Origin of the sequence: Salinispora pacifica CNR114, assembly GCF_000514775.1 — a bacterium.
GTDB lineage: Bacteria > Actinomycetota > Actinomycetes > Mycobacteriales > Micromonosporaceae > Micromonospora > Micromonospora pacifica.
In genome coordinates, this window is sequence record NZ_AZWO01000081.1 from 1 (window position 1) to 2,543 (window position 2,543).

The window sequence follows — 2,543 nt, forward strand, 5'->3', positions numbered from 1 at the left end:
TTCTTCGACGGTAACGGCGCCAGCAAGCCCCGGACGAAGTCACGCACCCGACGGCGAGGCTCCGGCCTGCGGAAACGCTGCCCGACCGTCAACATCAGGTCGTCGAACAACACCCGCCACCGCTGGGCGTCTACCCTGTATCCGGCAGCCACCGCTGCATCATGGTCAGTCCACACAACCGTCCATGATCGACGGTGGCTGCCCTCGTTCCCGCATCGCATCGAACCGCAGCTCAGCCAAGGTCAACAACCCCGGCTGGAGTATTAGATGGCGCATGCCCCAGCGGTCGTGCACCATGCTGTCTGTGTGTATCGAGCGGTTGAGCTTCTTCGTCGAGTCTGTCCATGTCTTCCCTGAAGGCTGGCGTCTGGAGGGTGGGCCGGGGGTATCACCCACGGCATTGGGCTCGTCCTGGAGACCGCTTCGACCGTGCATGCGACGAACACGGCCGGCAGGAACGGGACGTGGACCTGGTCGTGGTGGAACTCAGCGCGTCTCACGCCATCGTCACTGGCTCTGGCCGCGATCAACTCCGACCCGACGATGTCCTTTCGGGGGAGCGCGTAGCGGAGCCTGACAGAGACCACAGCACCGGGAGCGACATGGCAGAGGCCCTGGGTGAGATTCTGCGTCTCCCGGCGCTCAAAACCGGAGGCAGAGGTGGTTTCGACTGGTCACCTGTCGAGGCGAAGCTGGGTGCCACTCTTCCGCAGGATTACAAGCGCTTCATCGACTCCTACGGTGCCGGACTCATTGACGATCACGTCACCGTCTGCGCCCCCGACGAACCGCGCGACTGGGCAGACCTGCTGCAGCACAACGTCTATGCCCAGGAGTGTGTTCGCTTGGATTTCGGCGGACCCGACAACGACTCCAGAGGTTGGCACCTGGGCGACTCGCTGCAGTGGGAACCTCGGCGTGAGGATGTCCCATCCTGGTTCAACCCTGGTGACAACCTGATCTCGTGGGGGCACACCGGCAACGGCGACCTGCTCTTTTGGCACATCAAGCCCGGCGTGGCCCCCGACGACTGGCCGGTGGTATTCAAGGAGGAAGGACCGTACTGGGAGCAGTATCAGTCCGGCTTTTCGGCGGCACTCGTCGGCTTACTAACGGGCGCGATTCGGTCCGAATACCTGAGCCGCTGGCTTGGAGGACCTCACTTTTACACATCCTGAAGCGAACCGTCGGACTAGCTCAGGCATCCGGTCATGGTCACTGACCGAAGGTCTTGACCGACGTTCTTGATTGCCTGCCCCGACAGGCCGCGCATCAGTAGCGGACCGTGATGCCGGTCTTCGAAGGCGGCTGCTGATTGTCACCCGTCAAGCGAAACCGGTATGTAGCGCATCAACCGGAGTCGGACAGGACGTGGCTGAAGCTGCCTGGTCTCGCATGATGGTTGACGAATCGGCGTCGCAATATGCTTGACGCCAGGTCGAGATCGAATAGTGCTGGTGTTTCGGTCGATGGTGAGGGTGTCGGGCCCTGAGTGGTCATGGTCCTGTGGGCCGTTGCGCCTGTAGGATCTGCTGATGATCGAACCGTCGCTGGTTACTCGGTCGTCGTTGCGGCGCGTGTTGCCGATCGTGGCACCGATGCCGATGGCCGAGCTGCCGACCCGTATGTGGTCCGACGAGCAGTGGGAACGGATCAAGCTCGGTTACAAGGCTCGCGGCATGGACGAGAAGTGGAACGTGTTCGTTGAGGACCAGGTCGCGTTCCTGCATCGCAGTTGGACCGGCAACGGGGTCTTCGAAGTGTCGTTTGCGCCCGTTGGTGGCGGTGGTTGGCGTATTTCAGCGGCAGCGGTGGAGTCCGACCCGTCGCGTTACCGTCGCAGCTCTGAACGATACGACCGGGTGATGGTCGAGCTGGTGCTCAGCACGATCGTGCTCGGTGAGCCTGCCCTGGATCGGCGCGGCGAGCTGGTCGCGCTGACATCGCAGGAGTCTGGACGCACCGATCTCCCTGCGGGCGTCACCGAACACAGTGCGCTCGGGCTGAGGTCCGCCCCATAGCCGACGACAAGTTGCCAGGTCACGCCCGAAGGCGAGGCTGACCTGGGGTGGTGATCTGGTGTTTGGCTCTGGTGCGGTTCAGTTCGGTGGTGCTGCGGCGGGGAACGGCCGCGATCGGGGTCTCGGCGTCGTAGGCGGTGATGGTGTGCTCGTCGAGGGCGACGGTGACGAGTTTGCGGGCGTGGACCTTCCCGACTTGGACTTTCTGTCCGGCGACTTGGAAGCTGCCGTTGATCGACACGACCCGCTCGACGGTCGGGGCGGTGGCCGGTGGTGGGACTGGTGAGGCGGGTCGGGCGTCGCGGATGCGGCCAAGCGCGGTGGGCGGGAGTGGGCAGCGCCCTTCGCATCGTTTCAGGCGAAACTGAGACTGTTCCAATAGGACAGCGCGAAGCACGGCTGGCAGGGATATCCCTGCCAGCCGTGTGCTAGTGCCTCGTCATGCGGCCTTGAACGGGTAATCGGGGTGGCGGATTTTGGAGCCGGTGGCGAATGAGGTTTTCGGCTTCGCGCGTTGGTTGC

Annotated in this window: 2 protein-coding genes and 3 pseudogenes; 2 read left to right on the forward strand and 3 right to left on the reverse strand. The window is 63.5% G+C overall.

Annotated features, from left to right (window positions below; translation table 11 throughout):
* A pseudogene (locus B118_RS33770) lies at positions 1–152 on the reverse strand (IS701 family transposase); the annotation flags it as partial.
* Between the two features lie 312 nt (positions 153–464).
* On the opposite strand from B118_RS33770, the gene B118_RS0124705 reads away from it, so the two are divergent.
* Together B118_RS0124705 and B118_RS0124710 are read left to right on the forward strand one after the other, a co-directional pair.
* The gene (locus tag B118_RS0124705; protein WP_028193662.1) at positions 465–1,178 is read left to right on the forward strand and encodes an SMI1/KNR4 family protein; all 714 of its coding nucleotides are present in this window, start codon (positions 465–467) and stop codon (positions 1,176–1,178) included.
* Positions 1,179–1,535: 357 nt separating this feature from the next.
* Positions 1,536–2,021 carry a hypothetical protein gene (locus tag B118_RS0124710; RefSeq protein ID WP_028185853.1) on the forward strand — a complete coding sequence of 162 codons (486 nt, stop codon included), beginning with the start codon at positions 1,536–1,538 and terminating at the stop codon, positions 2,019–2,021.
* A 19-nt stretch (positions 2,022–2,040) separates the two neighbouring features.
* On the opposite strand, the pseudogene B118_RS29300 reads toward B118_RS0124710, so the two are convergent.
* Together B118_RS29300 and B118_RS33775 are read right to left on the reverse strand one after the other, a co-directional pair.
* Positions 2,041–2,361: pseudogene (locus B118_RS29300) on the reverse strand (IS481 family transposase); the annotation flags it as partial.
* A 99-nt stretch (positions 2,362–2,460) separates the two neighbouring features.
* Positions 2,461–2,543: pseudogene (locus tag B118_RS33775) on the reverse strand (transposase); the annotation flags it as partial.

Coding starts and splice junctions, on each gene's coding strand:
- B118_RS0124710 (WP_028185853.1), top strand. CDS start 1,536: ATGATCGAACCGTCGCTGGTTACTCGGTCGTCGTTGCGGCGCGTGTTG.